This window comes from Streptomyces sp. NPDC057702, assembly GCF_042799315.1.
Taxonomy (GTDB): Bacteria; Actinomycetota; Actinomycetes; order Streptomycetales; family Streptomycetaceae; genus Streptomyces.
In genome coordinates, this window is the sequence record NZ_JBHVJC010000064.1 from 1 (window position 1) to 22,820 (window position 22,820).

15 protein-coding genes are annotated in these 22,820 nt (G+C 73.8%); 5 read left to right on the forward strand and 10 right to left on the reverse strand.

The window, feature by feature from the left end:
- Window positions 1-181: 181 nt before the first annotated feature.
- A complete protein-coding gene (gene typA, locus ACFVFR_RS30975; RefSeq protein WP_383707797.1) occupies window positions 182-2,086 on the reverse strand; it encodes a translational GTPase TypA in 1,905 nt (634 codons plus the stop codon).
- Window positions 2,087-2,386: 300 nt separating this feature from the next.
- The gene (locus tag ACFVFR_RS30980) at window positions 2,387-5,158 is read right to left on the reverse strand and encodes an ABC transporter substrate-binding protein (RefSeq protein ID WP_383707799.1); all 2,772 of its coding nucleotides are present in this window, start codon (window positions 5,156-5,158) and stop codon (window positions 2,387-2,389) included.
- Window positions 5,159-5,506: 348 nt separating this feature from the next.
- On the opposite strand from ACFVFR_RS30980, the gene ACFVFR_RS30985 reads away from it, so the two are divergent.
- The 4 genes from ACFVFR_RS30985 to ACFVFR_RS31000 all read left to right on the forward strand — a co-directional run bounded on the left by ACFVFR_RS30985 (window position 5,507) and on the right by ACFVFR_RS31000 (window position 10,030).
- A complete protein-coding gene (locus ACFVFR_RS30985; RefSeq protein WP_383707801.1) occupies window positions 5,507-5,791 on the forward strand; it encodes a hypothetical protein in 285 nt (94 codons plus the stop codon).
- Between the two features lie 578 nt (window positions 5,792-6,369).
- Window positions 6,370-7,197: a hypothetical protein gene (locus ACFVFR_RS30990; protein WP_383707803.1), complete on the forward strand. Its 828-nt coding sequence runs from the start codon at window positions 6,370-6,372 to the stop codon at window positions 7,195-7,197.
- Window positions 7,198-7,298: 101 nt separating this feature from the next.
- Window positions 7,299-9,266, forward strand: coding sequence for a fumarate reductase/succinate dehydrogenase flavoprotein subunit (locus tag ACFVFR_RS30995; protein WP_383707805.1), 1,968 nt, complete (start codon window positions 7,299-7,301; stop codon window positions 9,264-9,266).
- Window positions 9,263-10,030, forward strand: coding sequence for a succinate dehydrogenase/fumarate reductase iron-sulfur subunit (locus ACFVFR_RS31000; protein WP_383707807.1), 768 nt, complete (start codon window positions 9,263-9,265; stop codon window positions 10,028-10,030). Before ACFVFR_RS30995 ends, ACFVFR_RS31000 begins: the two co-directional genes overlap by 4 nt.
- 166 nt (window positions 10,031-10,196) lie before the next feature.
- On the opposite strand, the gene ACFVFR_RS31005 is transcribed toward ACFVFR_RS31000, so the two are convergent.
- The 8 genes from ACFVFR_RS31005 to ACFVFR_RS31040 form a co-directional block, all read right to left on the reverse strand.
- Window positions 10,197-13,514 carry a SpoIIE family protein phosphatase gene (locus tag ACFVFR_RS31005; protein ID WP_383707825.1) on the reverse strand — a complete coding sequence of 1,106 codons (3,318 nt, stop codon included), beginning with the start codon at window positions 13,512-13,514 and terminating at the stop codon, window positions 10,197-10,199.
- Window positions 13,515-14,858: 1,344 nt separating this feature from the next.
- A complete protein-coding gene (locus tag ACFVFR_RS31010; protein WP_383707809.1) occupies window positions 14,859-15,299 on the reverse strand; it encodes an ATP-binding protein in 441 nt (146 codons plus the stop codon).
- 240 nt (window positions 15,300-15,539) lie between these two features.
- Complete coding sequence (locus tag ACFVFR_RS31015) at window positions 15,540-15,992, reverse strand: (deoxy)nucleoside triphosphate pyrophosphohydrolase (RefSeq protein ID WP_383707811.1); 453 nt, start codon at window positions 15,990-15,992, stop codon at window positions 15,540-15,542.
- Between the two features lie 313 nt (window positions 15,993-16,305).
- A complete protein-coding gene (locus tag ACFVFR_RS31020; RefSeq protein WP_383707813.1) occupies window positions 16,306-16,497 on the reverse strand; it encodes an SPOR domain-containing protein in 192 nt (63 codons plus the stop codon).
- A 297-nt stretch (window positions 16,498-16,794) separates the two neighbouring features.
- Window positions 16,795-17,547, reverse strand: a complete 753-nt coding sequence (locus ACFVFR_RS31025; protein WP_383707815.1) for a GntR family transcriptional regulator — start codon at window positions 17,545-17,547, stop codon at window positions 16,795-16,797.
- A 410-nt stretch (window positions 17,548-17,957) separates the two neighbouring features.
- Window positions 17,958-19,040, reverse strand: a complete 1,083-nt coding sequence (locus ACFVFR_RS31030) for a polyprenyl synthetase family protein (RefSeq protein ID WP_383707817.1) — start codon at window positions 19,038-19,040, stop codon at window positions 17,958-17,960.
- Between the two features lie 55 nt (window positions 19,041-19,095).
- On the reverse strand, window positions 19,096-20,091 hold the full coding sequence (locus ACFVFR_RS31035) for a 4-hydroxy-3-methylbut-2-enyl diphosphate reductase (protein ID WP_383707819.1): 996 nt from the start codon (window positions 20,089-20,091) through the stop codon (window positions 19,096-19,098).
- Between the two features lie 224 nt (window positions 20,092-20,315).
- Window positions 20,316-21,269 carry a UbiA family prenyltransferase gene (locus ACFVFR_RS31040; protein ID WP_383707821.1) on the reverse strand — a complete coding sequence of 318 codons (954 nt, stop codon included), beginning with the start codon at window positions 21,267-21,269 and terminating at the stop codon, window positions 20,316-20,318.
- 355 nt (window positions 21,270-21,624) lie between these two features.
- On the opposite strand from ACFVFR_RS31040, the gene ACFVFR_RS31045 reads away from it, so the two are divergent.
- Window positions 21,625-22,820 (forward strand): 1-deoxy-D-xylulose-5-phosphate synthase N-terminal domain-containing protein (locus tag ACFVFR_RS31045; RefSeq protein ID WP_383707823.1); only part of this gene is annotated, 1,196 nt, incomplete at its 3' end.

Consider the following 22,820-nt stretch of genomic DNA (forward strand, 5'->3'; position numbering starts at 1 on the left):
GGCTGAGGCGTTGTGTTTTGGTGTTTTGGTGTTTTTTCCGTAGATGTCCGCCCGGCGCCGGCCGGCGCGCGGGGGCGGGCCCCGGGGCGCGCCCGCCCCGCCCCGCCCCCCACGCCCGTGAGCTGTGCCCGCTCCCGCGTGGGCCCCGCCGCCGGTCGGTGGCGGGCCCGCGCGGCGCGTGCTAGCGCTTGGCGCGCGAGGCGGCCCGGCCGCGCTCCTTCTGGTCCAGGACGACCTTGCGGATGCGCACCGCCTCCGGCGTGACCTCGACGCACTCGTCGTCGCGGCAGAACTCCAGCGACTGCTCCAGGGAGAGCTTGCGCGGCGGGACGATCGCCTCGAAGGAGTCGGCCGAGGCCGACCGCATGTTCGTGAGCTTCTTCTCCTTGGTGATGTTCACGTCCATGTCGTCGGAGCGCGAGTTCTCGCCGACGATCATGCCCTCGTACACCTCGGTGCCGGGCTCGGTGAACAGCACGCCGCGCTCCTGGAGGTTGGTCATCGCGAACGCGGTGACCGAACCCGAGCGGTCGGCGACCAGGGAGCCGTTGTTCCGCGTGACCAGCTCGCCGAACCACGGCTCGTGGCCCTCGTGGATGGAGTGCGCGATACCCGTGCCGCGCGTGTTGGTCAGGAACTCCGTACGGAACCCGATCAGGCCACGGGAGGGGACGATGAACTCCATCCGCACCCAGCCCGAGCCGTGGTTGGACATGTTGTCCATGCGGCCCTTGCGGGTGCCCATGAGCTGGGTGACCGCGCCCATGTGCTCCTCGGGCACGTCGATGGTGATGCGCTCGATCGGCTCGTGGACCTTGCCGTCGACCTCCTTGGTGACCACCTGCGGCTTGCCGATGGTCAGCTCGAAGCCCTCCCGGCGCATGGTCTCGACCAGGATCGCCAGCGCCAGCTCACCACGGCCCTGCACCTCCCAGGCGTCCGGGCGCTCGGTGTCCAGCACGCGCAGCGAGACGTTACCGATCAGCTCGCGGTCGAGCCGGTCCTTGACCTGGCGGGCGGTGACCTTGCGGTCCTTGACCGCGGCCTTGGCGTCGGCGCCCTTGCCGGTGCCGCCCCGGCCGACCAGCGGCGAGGTGTTGGTGCCGATGGTCATGGAGATCGCCGGCTCGTCCACGGTGATCAGCGGCAGCGCCACCGGGTTCTCCGGGTCGGCCAGCGTCTCGCCGATCATGATGTCGGGGATGCCCGCGACGGCGCAGATGTCGCCGGGGCCGGCCTTCTCGGCGGGCTTGCGGGTCAGCGCCTCGGTCATCATCAGCTCGCTGATGCGCACGTTGGACACCGTGCCGTCGCGCTTGATCCACGCGACGGTCTGGCCCTTCTTCAGCTCGCCCTGCTCCACGCGCAGCAGCGCGATACGGCCGAGGAAGTTGTCCGCGTCCAGGTTGGTCACGTGCGCCTGGAGCGGGCCGCCCTCGTCGTACTCCGGGGCCGGAATGTGCGACAGGAGGGTGGAGAAGAACGGCTGGAGGTCCTCGCTGTCGGCCGGGACGGTGCCGTCCTCCGGCTTGGTCAGCGAGGCGACACCGTCGCGGGCGCAGGCGTAGACGATCGGGAACTCGATCTGCTCCTCGTCCGCGTCCAGGTCCAGGAAGAGGTCGTACGTCTCGTTGACGACCTCGTCGATCCGCGAGTCGGGGCGGTCGGTCTTGTTGATGCACAGGATGACCGGCATCCGGGCCGAGAGCGCCTTGCGGAGCACGAAGCGGGTCTGCGGCAGCGGGCCCTCGGAGGCGTCCACCAGCAGCACGACCGCGTCCACCATCGACAGGCCGCGCTCGACCTCGCCACCGAAGTCGGCGTGGCCAGGGGTGTCGATGATGTTGATGGTGATCGGGTCACCACCGTCCTTGGGGTGGTACTTGACGGCGGTGTTCTTCGCCAGGATCGTGATGCCCTTCTCACGCTCCAGGTCGTTGGAGTCCATCATCCGGTCGTCGAGCTTCTCGGCCGCGTGGGCCGCGAAGGCTCCGGCCTGCTTGAGCATGGCGTCGACGAGGGTCGTCTTGCCGTGGTCGACATGGGCGACGATGGCTACGTTACGAATATCGTGGCGCGTGGGCACTGCGGCGCTTCTCCCGGAATCGTGGATCGCGACGTACGGTCCGGTACGCGCGCTGCCGGGCAAACCTGAAGCCTCGGCCTTACCCCATGGTACGGGGCAAGGGCGGGACCGGCCGCCCCAGCCCGCCCCCGCCCCTCCCCGGCCGACGAGGGCGCCCAGCTCAGCGCGGCCGCGCGGACCCTGGCTTTACCTGCCCTTTCCCCACACTTCGCGTGCGGGCCGCCGCCTTCCCGGCCGCCGCCCCCGCGCCGCCGCCTTCCGGGCACCCGGCCTGGAACCGAGGCCCGCGCCCGGCCCGGGCTACTCCGCCTTGGCGTCCTCGGCCTTCGCGTAGCCGATGTCCTGGTAGCGCGGGGTGCTCAGGCCGAAGGCGCCCACGTTGGCCAGCCCGGAGCGGGCCGCGATCAGCTGCGGGCGCTGGTAGAGCGGCAGCGAACCGGCCGCGGCCCAGATCCGGGCGTCGGCCCGTTGGAGCAGCTTGCGCGCGGCGGCCTCGTCCAGCTCGGTGGACGCCTGCTCGAAGAGCTGGTCGATCTGGTCGGTGCCGACCCGGGAGTAGTTCTGCTCCACCAGCAGCGAGCCGTCCGGGGCCGGGCGCGGCTTGGCGAAGATGGGCCGGGCGTCGGTGGCCGGGAAGGCGGTCGCCGGCCAGGAGTAGAGCGCCAGGTCGAAGTCGCCCCTGGCCACGTGGTCCCGGAAGTAGCGGTCGTCGGCGACGCGTACGACATCGGTCTGGACGCCGATCCGGGCGAGCATCCCCACGACGCGCTCCCCCACCTCGCGCGCCTGGGTGGTCTGCGGGCCGCTGGGCACCACGAAGCGCAGCAGCAGCGGCCGGCCCTCCTTGACCCGCACCGGCACGCCGCCGGGCAGTACGGCCAGCCCGCTCCCGGGCGCCCGGCCGGGGGCCGCCTGCCGGTCGGGCGCCGGGCCGCGCCCCCGCGGGCGGTCCCGCTCGGGCTGGTCCCGCGCCTCGGCCCGCACCGCCGGGCCGGCGGCACCCTCCCGCCGCGCCTGGTCTCCCGCGCCCCGGTCCTGGTCCGCGCCGCCGCCCGGGCCCGTGTCCGTGGCGGTCCGGCCCGCCGGGTCCGCGCTGGCGTCCCGGCGCTGTTCCCGGTCCGCGTCCGCCTCCTCGCGCGGGCTGGCGTCCGGGCCCGGGCCCGGCTGTGCCCGGGTGTCCAGGTCGCCCGGGGCGCCGGTGCGCACGCCGGTGTTCGGTTGCGGTCGTCGGTCCGGGGTGTCCCGGTCGCCCGCGTCCCGCTTGGCGTCCGCCGACCGCCGAGGGGCCGGCCCCTCGCTGGGCGTCCAGCCCGCGTCGATGAGCAGCGAGCGGGCGGCGGCGACGTCCCCGCTGCCCAGGGCGCCGCTGTTGTCCCGGTACCCCTGCTGGCCCGCCATCGCCAGGTGGCTGCCGAGCGGCTTGGCCGTCAGGCCCAGCGGGGCGAAGACCGCCTCGGCCAGCTCCTCGCGGTCGATGGCCCGCGCCACGGCCCGGCGTACCCGCTCGTCGGCCAGCGGACCGGCCGTGCCGTTCAGGGCGAGCTGGGTGTAGGAGGGCGCGAGGGAGGTGCGGACGGTGAAGGCGCCCAGCGCGCGGGCCTCGGCCGCGCGCTGGGCCGCCGCCGCGCGCTCGTCGGCCAGCGCCCGCGAGGCCGCCTCCCGCGCCCGCCGGGGCCCGTGCTCGATCACCCAGGAGCGCAGCGCTCCCGCCGAGCTGGCCATGGCGGCCCGGCCGGCGCCCAGCACGGGCACGGCGCCGACGGCCTCGTTCGGCCCGGCGCCCGGAGCCCCGTCGGCCGGTCGCTCGTCGCCCTCGGCGTTCCTGGCGCCCCTGGCCCCGTTGGCGTTCTCGGCTCCCCTGGCGCCGGCCGCCGCGCTGACGCCGCCCGCCGTCGTGATCCGGTCGGCGGTGGCCGCGTCCACCTCGGCCAGGTCGAGCCGGCCGGAGGCCAGCGCGGCGGCCCGCTCGGCGTGCGGCACCGGCGTCAGCACCAGCTTGTCGAGCCGCGCGGGCTCGCCCCACCAGCGCGGGTCGCGCACCAGCGTCAGCGACGCGCCGGGCCCGCGCCCGGCGGCCCGCCGATCACCCTTGCCGCCCTTGCCACTCCTGCCCGGCTTGTCGCCGTCACCGTGGTCCTCGCGTCGCTCGTCCGCCGCGCCGCCGTCGCGGGCCGCCGCGCCGCGCTGGTCCCGGTCCTCACCGCCCTCACCGCGCTCGGCCGCCTCGTTCGCGGGGGGCGTCGACGGCTGGCCGCGCCCGTGGCGGCCGGGCTGGCGCGCCTCGTCCGCCGGGCCGTCCCCGGCCGGCCCGTCCGCTTCGCCCGGCTTCTCGCGACGGGCCCCGGACCACCCGCCCTCGCCCGCGGCGAGCTTGAACGGCCCTGCCGTGGCGGCAAGTTGACGTCGGGCGCCCTCGTTGAAGGCGGTCGGGCCACTCGTCACGCCCTTGGGGTAGAGCGGCGTGAACAGGGCGCGCCAGTCCGCGTACGGGCGCTGGAAGGTGACCTCGATCTCGCCGGGCTCGCTGCCGGAGTCGATGCGCTCGATCCGCTCGTAGCCGGCGTTGCGGGCCGCCCAGTACGCCCCGTCCCGGCCGCGCAGGGCACGCCACTGGGCCCGGAAGTCGGCCACCCCCAGCGCCCGGCCGTCGCTCCACGCCGCCTTGGGGTGCAGCCGGTAGCGCACGACCTGGCGGGGCTCGCGGTCGACGACCTCGGCCGACTCCAGGTAGTTCGGGTCGCGTTGGGCACGGCCGCGCGCGTCCAGGGTGAAGAGCGTGGGCAACACCGCGCCGGCCACCCGGTCGGTGCCGGCGTCGGCGTCGGCGTGGAAGGCGTTGAGGGTGGCGGGCCTGGTGTCCACGGCCCAACGCACCGTGCCCCGGCCGGACAGTTCGCTCCGGGCGGCGCCGGCGACGTCGTGCGAGACGGGGGCCGCCGCCGAGTCCGCTCCGCCACCACCGGAGCCGCAGCCGGCCAGTACGGGCAGCGGCAACAGCGCCCCGGCCGCGAGCAGTGCGACGCGGCGGCGGGTGCGGGCCGCCGATCCGCTCGTGACGCCGGAGACGGGCATGGCGGGTACCTCCGGGTGGCTTCGCCGCTCATCGGATGGACTGCCCACCCACTGAAGGCGACGACGCCGGACCCACCCCGCCGACACGGCGAGCCGAGCAGCAACGCCACCCGGCTGGCCTAGCCCATTCCGACCAGCGACGACGTGGCGTCCGGCCCCCGCCACCCGGGCGGCGTAGCGTGCCCGAACCGGGCCCACGCGCGGGGCTAGTGTTGAGGCGGGAGGGGCGCGATATGACCGGTGTGCGCCCAGAATCCCGGCAGATCTCTTCCCAACAGCGGGCGCGGCGCGCGACACTCGCTGTCGCATGAGTGTCGCCGTCCGCAACCGCGGAAGTGAGGACAAGTCATGTCCGTACACGATGATTTGACGGCCGTTCAGCGAAGTCTCGACGATCTGGTGCGCTCTGTCGGGCGCCTGGAACAGCACGTCGGGTCCGACAGTCTGGACGTCCGCAGAGTGCGTACCGACGCGGACCATCTCCGGGAGAGCGTCGCGCTGTTGCGCGCGGCGTCGCCCGCGGCGGCGGCCAGGCCGGAGCGGGTGCCCGTACCCGACACCCCGTACGACCGCTCGCTGTGGGTGGACGCCGAGGACGAGGGCCTCGGCTCCCGGGAGGGCCACGCCCCCTAGTGACGTCGCGGCACAGTCGGCGGGTCTGGGCCCGGGGCGGCGGCGCGCGCCACACGGCGTGTTCCGGGCCGCGCCACCACCGGGCCCCGACGCCCCGGGCAGGCCCCCGCCCCGTGGCGCGACCCGCCCCGCACCGCCCGCGCCGCGCACCTCCCGGAACACGGGTCGGCGCCGGCACACGACAGCCCCGCCCCGGCGCGCGCCCCGGCCCGTGGCGGGCCCGCGACCAGCGGGCACCCGGCGCGTGCGGCGCTGGGCGGCACCCCGCCCGACGGGTGCCGGCGCCGCGTACCGCCACCGGCCCGACGCCGGGGCGCGACCGCACGCCGTTGCCCGCCGCCCGGCGCGTACGCCACCCCGTGCGCGCACCCGCGCACCACCTCGCACGCGAGCCCCGACCTCGCACGCGAACCCCGATCTCCCGCGCGGCACCACCGACCCGCCGCCCGGCGGGTCGCCCCGTACCAACGTCCGCACACCGCACACCCCGCACCGCCCCCGGCACGCCCCAGCACCGGCACCCCGTCCAGCACCGCGCACCGCAGGTGCGCCGCTACCTCGCCACCGCGGAGTCTTCCTTGGCCACAGGCACCGATCCCCACGTCCGGACGGGAGGGCACGGCGTGCACGGGCCCTCGCGCGCCGCCATCCCGGAACGCCATCTGCGGACCGACCGGTGGTGGCTGCCGCCGGCGGCGTCCGCCGCCGGGCTGCTCGCCTTCATCGTGTACTCGACGTGGCGGGCGTTCGCCAACGCCGACTACTACGCCGCGCCCTACGTCTCCCCGTTCTACTCGCCGTGCCTGGCCGAGAACTGCGAGCCGATGCGCGACGGCCCCAACTGGGCGCTGCTGGGCTCCTGGTGGGGCCTGTCACCCTCGATCATCATCCTGATCCTGCCGCTGGGCTTCCGGCTGACCTGCTACTACTACCGCAAGGCGTACTACCGCGGCTTCTGGGCCTCGCCGCCGGCGTGCGCCGTGCCCGAGCCCCGGCAGAAGTACACCGGTGAGACCCGCTTCCCGCTGATCATGCAGAACGTCCACCGGTACTTCTTCTACGCGGCCGTGCTGGTCGCCAGCGTCCTGACCTACGACACGGTGCTGGCCTTCCGCGACGAGCACTACGCGTGGGGCCACATGGGCCTGGGCACGCTGGTGTTCGCCGCCAACGCCGTACTGCTGTGGGCGTACACCCTCTCCTGCCACTCGTGCCGGCACGTCATCGGCGGACGGCTCAAGCACTTCTCCCGGCACCCGGTGCGCTACCGGCTGTGGGGCCTGGTCGGGAAGCTGAACGCGCGGCACGCCAAGCTCGCCTGGTTCTCGCTGGTCAGCGTCGCGCTCGCGGACCTGTACGTCTACCTGCTGGCGAGCGGGGCCTTCGACGACCCGACGTTCTTCTAAGGATCACCGCCCACGGGACGGGCGGCAACGCGTCCGCGCACCGGGCGACCAGCGCCCCGGGAGCCGGGCGACTCCAAGGCTGCGAGAGGGAAACAAGAGACATGACGCAAGTCGAGCGGCAGGCGTGGGACGTCGTCGTGGTCGGCGCGGGCGGGGCGGGGCTGCGCGCCGCCATCGAGGCGCGGGAACAGGGCATGCGCACGGCCGTCATCTGCAAGTCCCTGTTCGGCAAGGCCCACACGGTGATGGCCGAGGGCGGTATCGCGGCCAGCATGGGCAACGTCAACGAGGGCGACAACTGGCAGGTGCACTTCCGCGACACGATGCGCGGCGGGAAGTTCCTGAACCACTGGCGGATGGCCGAGCTGCACGCGCGCGAGGCGCCCGACCGGGTCTGGGAGCTGGAGACCTGGGGCGCGCTGTTCGACCGCACACCCGACGGCCGGATCTCCCAGCGCAACTTCGGCGGTCACGAGTACCCGCGCCTGGCCCACGTCGGCGACCGCACCGGACTCGAACTCATCCGCACCCTCCAGCAGCGGATCGTGGCCCTGCAACAGGAGGACCAGCGCGAGTTCGGCGACCACGAGGCGCGGCTCAAGGTCTTCCAGGAGTGCACGGTCACCCGCGTCCTCAAGGAGGACGGGCCGGCGGACGAGGCCGAGCGGCGGGTGGCGGGCGTCTTCGGGTACGAGCGCGAGTCGGGCCGCTTCTTCGTCATCGAGGCGCCGTCGGTGGTGCTGGCCACCGGCGGCATCGGCAAGTCCTTCAAGGTGACGTCGAACTCGTGGGAGTACACCGGGGACGGGCACGCGCTCGCGCTGCTCGCTGGCGCCCCGCTGATCAACATGGAGTTCGTGCAGTTCCACCCGACGGGCATGGTCTGGCCGCCGTCGGTCAAGGGCATCCTGGTCACCGAGTCGGTGCGGGGCGACGGCGGGGTGTTGCGCAACAGCGACGGCAAGCGGTTCATGTTCGACTACATCCCGGACGTCTTCAAGGACAAGTACGCCCTCACCGAGGACGAGGGCGACCGCTGGTACGAGGACCCGGACCACAACCGCCGCCCACCCGAGCTGCTGCCCCGCGACGAGGTGGCCCGCGCCATCAACGCCGAGGTCAAGGCCGGTCGCGGCTCGCCGCACGGCGGGGTCTACCTCGACGTGTCCACCCGGATGCCGGCCGAGACCATCAAGCGGCGGCTGCCCTCCATGCACCACCAGTTCAAGGAGCTGGCGGACGTGGACATCACCGCCGAGCCCATGGAGGTCGGCCCGACCTGCCACTACGTCATGGGCGGCGTCGAGGTCGACCCGGACACGGCGGCGGCCAGCGGCGTACGGGGGCTGTTCGCGGCCGGCGAGGTCGCCGGCGGCATGCACGGCTCCAACCGGCTGGGTGGCAACTCGCTGTCCGACCTGCTGGTCTTCGGCCGGCGCGCGGGCCTGCACGCGGCGCGACACGCCACGGCCAGCGGCACCGACCGGCCGGTGGTCGCCGCCGCGCAGATCGCGGCGGCCGAGGCGGAGGCACTACGACCCTTCAGCGCCGAGGAGGCCGCCGGGACCGCGTCCGAGGGGCCGGTGGAGAACCCGTACACCCTGCACCAGGAACTCCAGCAGGCCATGAACGACCTGGTGGGCATCATCCGTCGGCACGAGGAGATGGCCGAGGCGCTCAACCGGCTGGCCGGGCTGCGGGCGCGGGCCCGCCGCGCGGGCGTGGAGGGGCACCGGCAGTTCAACCCGGGCTGGCACCTGACACTCGACCTGCGGAACATGCTGCTGGTCAGCGAGTGCGTCGCGCGGGCGGCGCTGGAACGTACGGAGAGCCGTGGCGGGCACACCCGCGACGACCATCCGGGCATGGACCGCCACTGGCGCCGGGTGAACCTGACCTGCCGGCTGGCGGACGCGACGGGCCCGGCCACGGCCGGCCCGGTGGACCCGGGCGCCGGGCAGATCGACCTGGGGCGGCACACGACCTCGCCGGTCAGGCCGGACCTGCTGGGGCTCTTCGAGAGGGACGAACTGGTGAAGTACCTGACGGATGAGGAGCTGGACCGGTGAGCTACCAGGCGCACTTCAGGGTGTGGCGCGGCGACGCGGACGGCGGCGGGCTGCGCGACTTCACCGTCGAGGTCAACGAGGGCGAGGTGGTGCTGGACATCATCCACCGGCTCCAGGCCACCCAGGCCCCCGACCTGGCGGTCCGCTGGAACTGCAAGGCCGGCAAGTGCGGTTCGTGCAGCGCCGAGATCAACGGCCGGCCCCGGCTGCTGTGCATGACGCGGATGTCGGTCTTCGAGCCGAGCCAGACGATCACGGTGACGCCGATGCGGGCCTTCCCCGTGCTGCGGGACCTGGTCACCGACGTGTCGTTCAACTACGCCAAGGCCCGCGAGGTCCCCGCGTTCGTGCCGCCGGCGGAGCTGGGGCCGGGCGAGTACCGGATGGCCCAGGAGGACGTGGAGCGCTCGCAGGAGTTCCGCAAGTGCATCGAGTGCTTCCTGTGCCAGGACACCTGCCACGTGGTGCGCGACTTCGACGAGAACAAGGCCGCGTTCGCCGGGCCGCGTTTCCTGATGCGGGTCGCCGAGCTGGACATGCACCCGCTGGACGCCGCCGAGGAGGCCGGCCTCGACCGCAAGCGCACCGCCGTGGAGGAACACGGCCTGGGCTACTGCAACATCACCAAGTGCTGCACCGAGGTGTGCCCGGAGGGCATCCGGATCACCGACAACGCGCTGATCCCGCTCAAGGAGCGGGCGGTGGACCGCAAGTACGACCCGCTGGTGTGGCTGGGCAGCAAGATCAGGCGCCGCGGCCAGTGAGCCCGCCCACGGCGCGGGCCCATCCCGCGCCGTGGCGCCCCGCCATCCACCGCGCCGTACGCGGGCCCGCGCGCCGATCCCCTCGTCTGCGGCGTACGCCTCACACGCCACCGCGCCCGCCCCAACTCCCTTTGTGATAGGGGTACTTGGGGCGGGCGCGCGGGGGTCAGAACATGCTGAGCAGCGCCTCGGAGGCGTCCACGCCGCTCGCCTCGCCGCTGGGTAGCGGCAGTTCGAACCAGACCGTCTTGCCGCGTGGCGTGCGCCGGCTGCCCCAGGCCGCGCTGAGCAGGCCGACCAGTTGCAGGCCGCGCCCGCCCTCGTCGGTGTCGCGGGCCCGGCGGCGGCGCGGTTGCACCAGCCCGCTGTCCCACACCTCGCACACCAGGTTCCGGTCGAGCAGCAGCCGGACCCGGATCTCGCCGCCCTGCTTGGCCGGCGGTACGCCCATCTCGCCGTACCGCAGCGCGTTCGTCACCAGCTCGCTGACCAGCAACTCCGCCGTGTCCACCAGCGGTTCCAGGCCCCATTCGCGCAACTGGTGGCAGGCCAGTTCGCGGGCCAGGCCCACCGACCTGGGCTCGCGCGGCAGCCGCCAGTCACCGACCGAGGCGGCGGGCAGCCCCTGCGTCCGCGCCATCAGCAGGGCCGTGTCGTCCTCGCCGTGGTGGGTGTCGAGGGCGTTCAGCACGTGGTCGCAGAGACTCTCCAGCGGGTTGACGTCCTCCGGCGTGACCGGCGGGTCGGTCAGGGCGGCGCGCAGCGCGTCCAGGCCGACGTCCAGGGAGTGGTCGCGCGACTCGACGAGCCCGTCCGTGTACAGCGCGAGCAGCGCCCCGTCCGGTAGCTCGAACTCCTTCTCCTCGAAGGGCTCGCCGCCCACACCGAGCGGCATCCCCGGTGGCAGCTCCACCAGGCGCGGCGGGCCGCCACGCGGCACGAGCACCGGCGGCAGGTGCCCGGCGTTGGCGATGGTGCAGCGCCGGGTGACCGGGTCGTACACCGCGTACACGCAGGTAGCCAGGTATATCTCGGACAGGTCGGAGTCGCCGGCGGCGCCCCGGGAGCCGGCCGAGCGGCTGGTGCCGGGCGCGCCGAGGCCGTGCGCGATCTCGTCGAGCGCGGTCATCACCTCGGCCGGCTCCAGGTCGAGCATCGCCAACGTGCGTACGGCGGTGCGCAGTTCGCCCATGGCCACGGCCGCGCGCAGGCCGCGCCCCATCACGTCGCCGACAACCAGCGCGGTGCGGTGTCCGGGCAGTTCGATGACGTCGTACCAGTCGCCGCCGACCTCGGTGGCCTCACTGCCGGGCAGGTAGCGACAGGCGATGTCGAGGCCGGCCGCCTCCGGGGCGCCGGGGGGCAGCAGGCTGTGTTGGAGGATGAGCGCGCGCTCGTGCTCGCGGCGGTAGAGGCGGGCGTTGTCGATGCTGACGGCGGCGCGGGCGGCGAGTTCGACCGCCAGCGCGGTGTCCCGCTCCCCGAACGGCTCGCTGCCCTTCGTCCGGGAGAACTGGGCCAGCCCCACCACGGTGTCCCGGGCCACCATCGGCACCGCGAGCGTGGACTGGACGACCGCGCCGAGCTCGGGTCCGGCGTCGGGGTCGCCGCCACCGTCCCGGCCGGGGATGACCCGCACCTGCGCGGTGCTCAGGGCGGTGGCGCAGGGCGAGTGCGGCGCGTACCGGTGGACCTCGCCGACCTGCACCGGCCGCCGGCCGGCCGCGCGCCGCGCCCGGCTCGGGTAGGTCGCGCGCGAGCGGGCGTCGCCGGGTCCGTACGGGCCGGCCTGGCCGTTCGGCTCGCCGTCGTCGCTCTTGTCGCGCGGGCCGAGCGGGCTGTTCGCGTCGTGCGCGTCGTCGGTGGCGCGCGCGTAGCCGGGGTACGCGCGCGGGCCGGGCCCGCTCGCGCCGGGGGTCCGGGCGGGGAGCGGGCCGCCGGATATGCGGGCGCCGGGCGGCGGGCCGTCGTCGGTGGCCTCCGCGCCGGTGAAGCGGGCCGCGTCGGGGCCCGGTCCGGCCGGGCCCGGGGCCGTGGCGTGGCTGGCGGCGCCGGGGATGCCGAGGCCGATGGGGCCGGCCAGGTCGTCGGGCTCGGGCACGGGGTAGCCGGAGAGCGCGACCGGACCGTCGGAGACGGCGCTGGCGAAGGCGACCCGGCGCAGCGGCGCGCTGCCGTTGGCGCTGCCGCCGGCCCGTCCGCGACCCGAACCCGAACCACGGGTGGCGGCCCACAGCTCGGGCGCCGCCTCGTCGCCGACCAACAGGCCCTGGTAGAGGTCGACGGAGGCCAGGTCGCAGAACTGCGGCACGGCCACGGCCAGCAGTTCGCGGGCGGTGGTCTCCAGGTCGAGCGAGGTGCCGATGCGGGCGCCGGCCTCGTTCAGCAGCGCGAGGTTGCGCCGTACGCCCGCCGCCTCCTGCTCGGCGCGGCGACGGCCGGTGATGTCGATGACCAGCCCGGCGACGCCGATCGGCCGCCCGGAGCCGGCGTGCAGCCGGTAGAAGGAGACCTGCCAGCGGTGTCGCTCGCTCTCGCCGTACCGCGTGCCGACGATCTGCATTCCGGTGACCGGCGTGCCGGTCTCGATGACGCGGCGCAGCGAGGCGCTGAACCGGTCGGCCTCGCCGCGCGGCAGGAAGTCGTACGGGTTGCGGCCACGGTGCCAGGCGACGGGACGGCCGAAGGCGCGGGCGAAGGACTCGTTGACCCGCACCAGCCGCAGCCGGGTGTCGGTGAAGAAGAAGCCCAGCGGAGATTGACCGAAAACGGCCTGCGAGGCCGCGAGGTCGGTCTCGATCTGACGCAGCGCGCCGACGTCCACCGCGATACACAGCGCGGAGCGCTCGCCCAGTTCGTTGCGGGCGGGCATCAGGTAGATCTCGGCGAGCCCGTACGGTTCGTCGCCGCTCCCGTAGCGCGGGTCGCGGTCTCCCGTGCGGCCGGTGGCCGTGGCCCCGGGTGTCCCGAAGTGCGGGCAGTCGTCGTCGCCCGCGCCCCGCTGGCCGGGCAGGGCGGGCACCTCGGGGGCGGCGGGCGGTACGTCGGCGGCCGGCGGGCGCGCGGCGGGGGGCGGCGCGGGCGCGCCGGCGACGGGCCGGTCGGGGGGCGGGGGCGCGGGGGTCGGGGCGGTCGCGTGCGGGCGGGCGGCGTCGGGCGCGGGGGCGCGCTCCGGGCGCAGATAGGGCACGAGGCCGGTCCACTCCCGGCCGTCGAGCAGTTCGGCGATCTTGCGGTGGCCCTGTTCGCGCAGTTCGCGCGGGACGAAGACCTCCACCGGGTCGCGGCCGATCGCCTCCTGGGCCGATACGCCCAGGAGTTCGGCGGCGCGCTCGCTCCACTGCTCCACGCGTCCGTCGGGGCCGATCGAGAAGGAGGCGACCTGGACATGGTCGTAAAGGGAGCCCGGCGGGCCGCTCTGCCACATCGGTGCCGAAATCGGTGCGATCTCCGTTCCGTCGGGCGTTCCCGCCCCCGCTGGCATGTCGCTCACTGCCCGTCTCCTCCGGCTCAGGTGCTAGGACCGGCCCAGAAGGCCGAGTATCCAGCACTCCAGCCAATCCCTGCACGGCCTTCACGATCACAGCACGGTCTCGACGCACTCTCGTGCGACGTGGCGATCGCGAACGCTCGACCAGCCGTCCACGGGTCCAGCACGGGCCCGTTCGGGCTTCAGTGGCCCCCCATCGGACCCACATCGGCCCCCGAGGGGCATGGCGTGTCGGCCAGGCTCCCCGTCGCCGCGACGCGTCCCGCCGACCGCTCATCGCGGCAGGCCAGGCCGTTTCGCAGACCGCTGCTGCCTGACTCCTCACCAGGCAGACCCGACTCTAACCAGACAGTTCGGGGACGTGACCAGCCCGGTGGGTTCACCTACCGGCGCACGCGCCCCACACGTTGCGCCCGCGCCCGCACTCCCCGCTCCCCGTACGCGCCCTTCCCGCCACCGCCTCGCACCGGCCGGCCCACCCCGCGACCGCCCCCGCCGCCGGCCCGTCGCCCACCCGCCCGGCACCGTTCACCCGCCTCCCCGCACGCCACACCACCCCCTCGCATGCCTCCCCACCCCACCGCACCGGCATGCGGTCCGGTGCCGTCACCCGGCCGGAACGCCACGGCCACGCGGCCCACCCGCGCGGGACGTCACGCGCCCCTCGCCGCCCGTGGCGACGGGGGCGGGGCCCGACGGCGGGCGCACGGTCGCGGCGCGGGCCGGGCGGGCGGGCGCGGTCGCGGCGGGCGGGTAAAGGGGTCGCGCCGACGGGCGCGGCGCGAGCGAACGCGGAGACGGGCGGCCGGCGACGGGAACAGGAGGTGGGGCGGTACGGCGAGCGCTGGCGGGGCGGTGGGGCTGGCGGGTGTGGGTGGAGCGGGGACGGCAGGGCGGCCGGGGCGGCGCGCGGTCGCGGCGGCGGGGCGGCTGACCCGGTGTGGCGGCTGGCGTGGTGGCGCGGCCTGCGGGATGCGGGTGCCCGGCGACGGGAGGCGGGGCGCCGGTGGTGGTGGCCCTGGCCGACAGCGGGGTGGCGCGGCCGGCCAGGTGGCGGGGCGCCCGGCGACGCGGTGTGGGGCCCCGGTAGGGGTGGCCCTCGCCGACAGCGGGGTGGCGCGGCCGGCGGGGGGTGGCAGTGGCCGGAGGGGGCCGACGGTGGCCGGCGGCGGCGGTCGGACGCGGTGACCAGCGGAGGTCGGTGGCGGGGTCGCGCGCGGCGTACGGAACGTGGCGCGGGCCCGATGCGGGGATGCGGCGGAGAGGGCCGGCGCGGGGCCCGGTGGCGGAGAGGTGTGGTGACGGGAGGCGGCGAGGGGTGGCGCGGGTGAGGTGGGCTCAGGGGGCGCCGGGGAGGGTGAGTTCGAACCAGACCGTCTTGCCGACCGTGCCACGGCGCGTGCCCCAGCGCCGGGACGCGCAGGCCACCAGCTGCAACCCGCGCCCGCCCTCGTCCTCGGGGGCGGCGTCGCGCTCCCGGGGCGGGTCCTCCAGCGGGTCCGACACCTCGACCAGCAACGCCCGCCCCCCGGCGTCGGGCAGCGGGCGGAAGTACATGCGGACGCCGATCGGGCCGCTCGCGTACCGCAGCGCGTTGGTCACCAGCTCGCTGACCAGCAGGACCGTCACGTCGGTGATCGCCGCGAGGCCCCACTCCGCCAGCGCGTCGCGCACCAGCTCCCGGGCCTGGCGCACGGAGTCGGGCGCCGCGGGAAAGCTCCACTCGGCGAACCCGGGCGTGGACGCCACGGCCCCTGCGCTGTCGTTCACGCCCGCCACTTCCCCTCGACGCCGAAGAACCCCATCGATTTGTCCGCGTTAGACGGGGTTAGTCACCACATACCCGATATTCGGGTGGACCTATCGTCCGCATGTCGACGGGGTGCCACGATCGGCGTACGGCGGGCCGTTGAGGCCCTCGCCGCGCTCGGTGGGCCGGGCGGGACGCGGGTCCGCCGACTGCCGTCACCGCGTGCGCCGGCGTACGACAGATGGCCCACGACGGTCGGGCGCGCGAGCTCAGCCCGTCGAGCGCGGCTCGCGGTCGGCGTCCGGAGACGGGCGTACGGGGAGCTCCGCCAGACGGCGCAGCACCGCGGCGACCGCGGGGCGATCCTGGTCGAGCCAGTCCACGGAGGCGACGTCGGCCGGGTCGGCCGGGTCCAGCCAGCGCAGCGCGTCGTGGTCCTGGAGGGGGCGCGGCTCTCCCGAACGCAGCCGGACCAGCCACACCCACAGCACGTATCCCGGCTTCAGGGGCCACGCGCCGGGGACGCGCTCCAGCGGCTCGACCGGCACGCCCAGTTCTTCGCGCAACTCGCGCACCAGGGCGCACGGCGGTGCCTCGCCGGGCTCGACCTTGCCGCCGGGCAACTCCCAGCGCCCGGCGAGTTCGGGTGGGGCGCTGCGGCGCGCGGCCAACAGCCGCCCACGGTCGTACACGGCACCGGCCACCACCACGCGTTCGCTCACGCCGGCACCCTAGCCGCCCCGGGGCGGCCGACCCGCCGCGCGGTCGCGGCGCGTGGGGGCCGTCGCCCTCGGGGCGTGCCGGCTCGCTGGGGCGGGGGTGCGCTGGGGTGGGGTTCCCGCTACTGACCTGCGCGCTCGGGGAGTCGCGCGGTGCGGGGAGGGTGATGCGGTCGTTCCGTGCGGCCCCGCGCTCGGTGTCCAGGGGTCGCGGCGCCTGGAACCTCGCGGTGCTTGGGATGTCGCGGTGATGCGGGTCGCGCCGTGCTTCGGGTCGCGCGCTCGGGGCTCTGGCGCGTCGGATGGCTCGGGCGCGCTAGGCGGTGCGGCGTGGGGTGCCGGTGCGCTCCACCACGTAGAGCTGGCTGGTGCCGCGTGCGTGCAGTCGGTCGGCCACCTGCTCGGCCTCGGTCCTGGTGGCGTACCGCCCGACGCGGTAGCGGTTGCCGTTGTCGTCCTGGCGGACGACCAGCCACGGCAGCGTCGGCCCGGGGCCGCTCTCAGTCATCCCGCACCCCCTCGCTCGGCCGGTCGTCCCCCGGCGCGCGCCCTCGGAACTCATTCTGGGAAACCACAGTCCGCATATGCCCGAGCCTACGCCCGACCCTTACGCAGCGGATACGGATTCTCACCAAGAGGTACGCATCCGGCCACGGCGAGCCCCACCGGGCGGGCCCGGCACCGGGTCGGCGGCCCACCGTCCGCCCCGGCACACATCGCCACATCCGATGCGATAGCGGGGTCGGGACGCGGTCCGGCGGGCGGATCGGGTGGGCCGCGCGGCGGGCGGCGGGAGGGGCCCGGGTCAGCGGACCGGCAGGTGGTAGGCGATGCGGTAACGGTCGGCCGAGGTGACCACGTCGGCGGTCTCCACGGGCCGTCCGCCCGCGTAGTACGTACGGGAGATGACCAGAACCGCGTGCCCGGGGACACCACCGAGGGAGTGCATCTCCTCGGCCAGACCGGGACGCGCGCCGACCTCCTCCACGACGTTGTCCACCACCAGGTCGATGGCCGCCATCCGGTCCACCACGCCACGCCCCGCCAGCGGGCCCTCCTCCGGCAGCAGCACCGGCGTGCGCGCCGTGACGGCCAGCGGCTCCCAGGAGGTGGAGAGCATGGCGGGCTCGGTGGCGGCCCGGAACAGGTACTTGGTGCGCATCACGCGCTCGCCCGGCTCGATGAGCAGGCGGGCGGCGATGTCCGAGGTGGCCTCCTCCTGGACGCTGCTGGACTCCCAGGTGCCGGGCACGGTCTCGTCGGCCTGCTCCTGCCGGAAGGGGGTGCAGTCGGCGACGGTGCGGTATCCCGTGCGGATCAGGCGGCGCGGGACGGGCCGCTCGCGCACGTACGTGCCGGAGCCGGAGCGGCCTTCGACCAGGCCCTCGGCCATGAGTACCTTGCGCGCCTCCAGGGCGACCGTGTCGGAGACCCCGTACTCCTCGCGGATGCGGGCCTGCGAGGGCAGGCGGGTGTGGGGCGGCAGGTCACCGGCGACGATCTTCTGCCGGAGGTCACCCGCCACGCGGAGATATGCGGGCTGCTCGCCAAAGGCCACGGCCCCTCCCAACAGGTCCCAGGGGGTTAACAGACCGCATCAGCTTGGCAACCCTCCGCGAACACCGGCAAGCTTTGGGCTATGAATCACCCGATGTGATGCATTGCTGGTCAGGAATGGACCGCGACCATACGTTTCCGCTAGGCGAGCCCCGCGCACGCCCGCCCGTACGCCATCGCCGACCCCACCCGCTCCCGCCGCGACCGCCCCCGCGCCAACGCCCCGCGACCGCCCGCGCACCGCCACCACCTCGCGCACGAACGCCGACACACGCGGGCCACGACCGGGCGGACCGACCCCGGCGGGCGGGGTGGGCGCGTCGGCCGTGGCGGGTCACGGGCCAGCGGTCGGGGTGGGGTGGCGGCTTCCGGGCGCGGGCCGAGGTGACGGCGGGGTGGGGCGGGGGTGGGTCAGTGGTCGCGGTAGGCGGCCTGGTGGGCCATGGTGGAGAGTTCGCCGGCCCACCCGGGGGCGATGTCCGCGGCCCGGACCGCCTCACAGGCGACCTTCACCCGCTCCTCGATGACGGACTCGACCCGGTCCCTGATGCCGGTGGCGACCAGCGTCGCGTACAGCTCGTCCGGGTCGGTGCCGGCCAGGTCGTCGCCGACCAGGTGGCTGACGGCGGGCTCGTCGCGCAGCGCGAAGGACATCAGCAGCGTCATCTTGTGCTGGCGGAAGTCGAGTTGGCTGGGCTTGCCCGTGGAGTCGCTGTCCCCGAAGGCGTCCAGCAGGTCGTCCCGGAACTGGAACGCCTCGCCGACCGCCAGGCCGTACTCCTCGAACGCCGCCAGCGTCCCCGGGTCGCCGCCGGCGAGCAGCCCGCCCAGGGCCAGCGGGCGGGAGATGGTGTAGCGGCCGGACTTGAACAGGGCGATGTGGCGGGCCAGTTCGGGGTCGGGGTGGAAGCGGGCCGCAGCCCTGATGTCCAGGTACTGCCCGGCCATCAGCTCCGTGCACAGCTCGCCCCACACCCCCACGACCCGTGGCGGCGCCCCGGCGGCGAGCCGGTTGGCGTAGGTCAGGGCCAGGTCGCCGGCGAGCACGGCGACGCCCTCGCCGTAGCGGCGGGGCTCGCCGCGCCAGCCCTGGCTGCGGTGCAGTTCGGCGTGGGCCACGTGGGCGGTGGGCTTGTTGCGGCGCAGCTCGGAGGCGTCCATCACGTCGTCGTGCAGCAGCGCGAAGGTGTGCAGGGCCTCCAGGGCGGCGGCCACGTCCACGACCTCGGGCGCGCTCGGGTCGCCGCCCGCCGCGAGGTAACCGGCCGCGCAGAAGGCGGGCCGCAGCCGCTTGCCGCCGCTGAAGACGACCTCGGCGATGGCGTCCACCAGGGCGACCGAGTCGGGGTTGGCGGCGTGCCACTCGCGGCGCTCGGCCGCGAGCAGCGCCTCCAGTCTGACCTGCACCCCGCCGAGTAACAGCTCCAGTCCGGCGCGGGCTGCGGTCGGGTCCTCGGCCGTGGCCGCGGAGGTCTTGGACACGGTTCCGGTCACGGCGTCTCCCTGGTAACGGGGCGAACGGGGCTGGCTCGTCGGGCGGGTCGGCGACCTACTGCCCGCGCTGCGGGCCGGTGTGAGCGAAGAGGCTGCCGGGGATGGAGAAGACCACGTCCTCGGTGGTGGTGGTCACGCTGCCGACGTCCCCGTAACCCAACTCCTTCAACCTGTCCACCAGTTCCTGCACCAACACCTCCGGTGCGCTGGCTCCGGCGGTGACGCCGACGGCGCTCACGCCCTCCAGCCACCGCTCGTCCAGCTTGGAGACGTCGTTGACCAGATAGGACTGAGTGCCCTGACGGATGGCGACCTCGACCATGCGGACCGAGTTGCTGGAGTTGTCGGAGCCGACGACGAGCACCAGGTCGGACTGGGCGGCGATGTCCTTGACCGCGTTCTGCCGGTTCTGACTGGCGTAGCAGATGTCGTCGCTGCCGGGCCCCTTGATGTCGGGGAAGCGGCGGGTGAGCTCGTCGATGATGTCCCTGGTCTCGTCCAGCGACAGCGTGGTCTGGGTGAGGTAGGACAGGACGGTTCCGGGGGCGAACTCCAGGCGGCTCGCGTCCTCGACGGTCTCGACCACGATCGTGTCGTCGGGCGCCTCGCCCACCGTGCCCTCGACCTCCTCGTGGTTGGCGTGACCGATCAGGAGGATCTTCTTGCCCGATTCCGCCGAGCGCCGGGCTTCCTGGTGCACCTTGGACACCAGCGGGCACGTCGCGTCGATCACCTTGAGGTCGCGGTGCTCCGCATTTCCCCGGACCGCCGGCGACACGCCGTGTGCGGAAAACACGCAGATCGCGCCCTCGGGCACCTCGTCCTCGGAATCGACGAATCGCGCGCCCTGCTTCTCCAGTTCACTTACAACATGCTGGTTGTGCACGATCTGCTTACGTACGTAAACCGGAGCCCCGTACAGTTCCAGGGCCTTCTCCACCATGCCGATCGCGCGATCGACACCGGCACAGAATCCCCGGGGCTCGGCCATGATGATTCGCTTCCCCCGCTGCTGCGGGGACGTGAGCGTGGTGTCACTTACCGAAGGCATCGACTGCTCCCTGCAGGCATCGAGTACATCGAGCGGCCAGAAAGATCTGACGTTCTCAATTCTTGGTGTCCGGTGTACGCGAGCGATATAGCAGACTCCTGTCACAAACAATTGCCGCGCAGGTCAACAGTGTTTTATGCCCGACGGCCGACGGGCGACACCCGACGCCGCCCGGCCCGCGTCACGGCCTCCGGGCGGAGCGGCGCGACGCGGGCGGGGGTGGGTCAGCTCGCGTGGACGTACAGCAGGTTCCCCACACATAGCAGGACCGCGCCCAGACGGTGGATCTGGATGCCCAGCATGCGGGCAGCCAGCGGGTTGCCGCGTACGACGCCGGCGCGCAGCTGGGCGCCGCGCAGCACGAACACCGGTGCGAGCAGCAGCAGGAACCAGCCGGGCACCGCGTCCACGGCGATCGCGACCACCGTGGACACCAGCCCGATCAGGCTGACCGCGACGAGGAAGGCGTGGTAACCCTTGGCGCTGGTCATGGTGGCCACGTTGACCCGGCCGACCTTGCGATCGCCCTCCAGGTCGTTCATGTTCGAATACGCGGCGACCTGGAGAGCCCACGCGCCGAACAGAATCGTCTCCCACCCGATCAGTCCGCTGACCTCTCCGGTCAGCAGGGCGTACGGCATCAGGACGACCATGCCGGTGGTGCCGATCATCAGCACCTCCTGGCCGCCCCGGTAGCTGAGCTTGAGGCCGTAGGAGTACTGCACCGCGCTGGCCGCGACCACCAGCAGCAGCACCAGCAGCCACCCGGGCCGGTGCGGCGCGACCAGCGCGGCGGCGCCCCAGCAGCCGGTGCCGACCAGGACCGCGCCCCAGCCGAACACCTGTGCCTGACGCACAGTCAGCGCCCCGGACAGCAGCGGCTTGCGGGCCAGGTCGCGCAGCTGTCCGGTCTCGGGCGTGTAGTTCTGCGCGTCACTGCCGTCCCGCAGCCCGGTCAGGTCGTCGAAGGTGACCGTGGCGGCGAAGATCGCCACCTGGCCGACGAGGAAGAACAGCAGGGTCGCCCCGGTCGACGCCTCCCACAGCAGCGGGCCGGGCAGCGCGCACCAGACGATCAGTACGCACAGGTCATAGTCGAAAAAGGCGAACTTACCCAGTTTGACGTAGGCGTGAAAACGCCCGTTGCGCCGCACGGGATTAGTGGTGTCTACCGCCATCAGAAGTGTCCCCCCGTATCGAAGATGCGGGGGCTCTCCCATGGCCGACCTGGCGGCGCGCGCACCTTCTGGGTTCCGTCGCGGCCACGGCCGCTCGTCCAGATTCCAAGGGATTGTCACGCTAGGAAGTGCAGGAACCTGCTGGCCATAGCAATTCAGTGCGCACGGAAGTGGCGCCACAGGCAATCAATTGCCATACGCCTACGTCCCCCGACGGCCGTAGCGTGGACGCCGCACCAGGGTCTCACCGTACCCTCTCCTCCTCAAGCACACGACGAACTCCCTGACCGTGGTCGCCGTTCCACGGAATTCCGCGCGGGCAGCGCCGCCCGCGCGCCAGTAATGGAGGTGCATTTTGACTTCTCGCTCGCAGTCCGGGGCAAGCGGCACGCCGCTCCTCGACCGGATCAGCGGCCCCGCGGACGTCCGCGGCCTCGCGCCCCACGAGCTGCCCGCCCTGGCCAGCGAGATCAGGGAGTTCCTGGTGGAGGCCGTGTCCAGGACCGGCGGACACCTCGGGCCCAACCTGGGCGTGGTGGAGCTGACCATCGCACTGCACCGGGTCTTCGACTCGCCCCGCGACCGGCTCCTGTGGGACACCGGTCACCAGTCGTACGTGCACAAACTCCTCACCGGTCGCAAGGACTTCGACCGGCTGCGCAGCCGTGGCGGCCTCTCCGGCTACCCCTCGCAGGAGGAGTCCGACCACGACGTGATCGAGAACTCCCACGCCTCGACCGCCCTCTCCTACGCCGACGGCTTCGCCAAGGCGCACCGACTGCGCGGCTTCACCGACCGGCACGTCGTCGCCGTCATCGGGGACGGCGCCCTCACCGGCGGCATGGCCTGGGAGGCGCTCAACAACATCTCCGCCTCCAAGGACCTGCCGCTGGTCATCGTCGTCAACGACAACGGCCGCTCCTACGCGCCCACCCGGGGCGGACTCGCCGAACACCTCACCACCCTGCGCACCACCCAGGGGTACGAGCGCTTCCTGGAGTGGGGCAAGGACCGGCTGCGCGGCACCCCCGTCATCGGCGGCCCGCTGCTGGACACCCTGCACGGCGCGAAGAAGGGCCTCAAGGACGTCGTCGCCCCCCAGGGCCTCTTCGAGGACCTGGGCCTGAAGTACATCGGACCCGTCGACGGCCACGACACCGCACAGGTCGAGTCGGCCCTGCGCCGGGCGCGCTCCTTCGGCGGGCCGGTCATCGTGCACTGCATCACCCAGAAGGGCAAGGGCCACGCCCCGGCCGAACAGCACGAGTTGGACCAGTTCCACGCCATCGGCGCGGTCTCCGCGAAGAAGAAGCCCGCCGGCCCGTCGTGGACCTCCGTCTTCTCCGACGAGATGGTCCGGTTGGGGCGCGAGCGTGAGGACGTGGTGGGTATTACCGCGGCCATGCTGCAGCCCGTGGGGTTGGAGGCGTTCGCGAAGGCGTTTCCGGATCGGGTCTTTGATGTGGGGATCGCGGAGCAGCATGCGGTGACGTCGGCGGCGGGGTTGGCGTTGGGTGGGGTGCATCCGGTGGTGGCGGTGTACGCGACGTT